The organism is Kitasatospora sp. NPDC059817 (assembly GCF_042731835.1).
Taxonomy (GTDB): domain Bacteria; phylum Actinomycetota; class Actinomycetes; order Streptomycetales; family Streptomycetaceae; genus Kitasatospora.
Genome location: NZ_JBHWIR010000125.1, coordinates 21558 through 23122 on the forward strand (window position 1 = coordinate 21558; position 1565 = coordinate 23122).

General features: G+C 80.1%; 1 protein-coding gene. It reads left to right on the top strand.

Annotated elements, in window-relative coordinates; all coding sequences use genetic code 11:
- Nucleotides 1–361 precede the first annotated feature (361 nt).
- Nucleotides 362–1565: ATP-dependent DNA ligase (locus ACFV61_RS24435; RefSeq protein ID WP_380493881.1), on the top strand; the 1204-nt coding region annotated here is incomplete at its 3' end.

Genomic DNA, 1565 nt, shown 5'->3' on the forward strand with positions numbered 1-1565 from the left:
GTGGGGCTCCGCCCCCTCCTCTTGTGGCGTGCCCCCGCGGGTGTGCGCCCCGGTGACCCCGCCTCACCCCCCGGCCATTTTGCGGCCCGGGGGGGGGCGGGGGCGCCCCGCCGCCCCCCCCACGCTCCAGCGGGTCGTGGTGATCAACTCGGTCTCCCTCGGTCGGGCGGGCCCCGGGGTCGCCGGGCCGCGGTGTGGCGCCAGCATGACGGGCCATCGGCTCCGCGCCGAACTCCACCACGGCCAAGACCGGCCGCCCGCGCACTCCACTCCGGCGCGGTACGGGCGCGCCGCCCGCCGTGCGCCGGCCGGTCGGGTGGCCGATCCTGGACGCCCGGCCACGCACCACCCGAGGAGCGCCATGCGGCTGCGGCACCTGGCCCAGACGTCCCGCGCCGTCGCCGCCGAGCCCGGACGGCGGGCCAAGACGGCGCTGCTCGCGGACTGCCTGCGCGCACTGGGCCCGGCCGAGGCCCCGGCGGCGGTGGGCCTGCTGTCGGGCGAGTCGCAGCGGCTGCGCACCGGCGTCGGCCCGGCGGGCCTGCGCGACCTGCCGCCGCCCGCCGCCGAGGCCTCGCTCGGCGTCCGGGAGACCGAACGGGAATTGGAGCGGATCGCCGGGGTGCACGGGCCCGGCGCGCAGGCCGAGCGGCGGCGGCTGCTGGCCGGGCTGTTCGCCCGGGCGACCGAGGTCGAGCAGGCGTTCCTGCGCGCGGTGCTGGTCGGGGAGCTGCGCCAGGGCGCGCTGGACGCGCTGGTCGGCGACGCCGTCGCCCAGGCCGCCGGGGTGCCCGCGGCGGCGGTGCGCCGGGCGCTGATGTTCCGTGGCTCCGCCCGGGCGGTGGCGGAGGCGGCGCTGACCGGCGGGGCGCCCACGCTGGCCGCGTTCCGGCTGGAGGTGGGCCGGGCGGTGCGGCCGATGCTGGCCGCCTCCGCGCCCGACGTGGCCTCGGCGCTGGAGCGCACCGGCCCGGCCGCGCTGGAGTGGAAGCTGGACGGCGTCCGGGTGCAGGTGCACCGGGACGGCGCGGAGGTCGCGGTGTTCACCCGCGGTCTGGACGACATCACCGCGCGCGTCCCCGAGGTGGCCGAGGCGGCGCTCGCGCTGCCGCTGCGCTCGGCGGTGCTGGACGGCGAGGCGATCGCACTCGGGCCCGACGGGCGGCCGCGCCCGTTCCAGGAGACCGCCGCGCGCACCGCCTCCCGGCGGGATCCGGAGCGGCTGCGCGCCGAAGTCCCGCTCAGCGCCTTCTTCTTCGACCTGCTGCACCGGGACGGCGAGGACCTGGTGGACCGCCCCGGCCGGGAGCGGTGGGCGGCGCTGGACGGGGCGGTGCCGGAGGGCCTGCGGGTGCCCCGCACCGAGACCGGGGACGGCGAGCGGGCACTGGCGTTCTTCCGCGAGACCCTGGCCCGCGGTCACGAGGGCGTCCTGGTCAAGGACCCGGCGGCCGGGTACGCGGCCGGGCGGCGCGGTGCCGGCCAGGTCCTGTCCGGTCGATCTTGGCGGATCAGCCCGCGGCGTTGGGCGCCCGGCTGGGCGTGCGCCCGGATCGTCCTCGTAC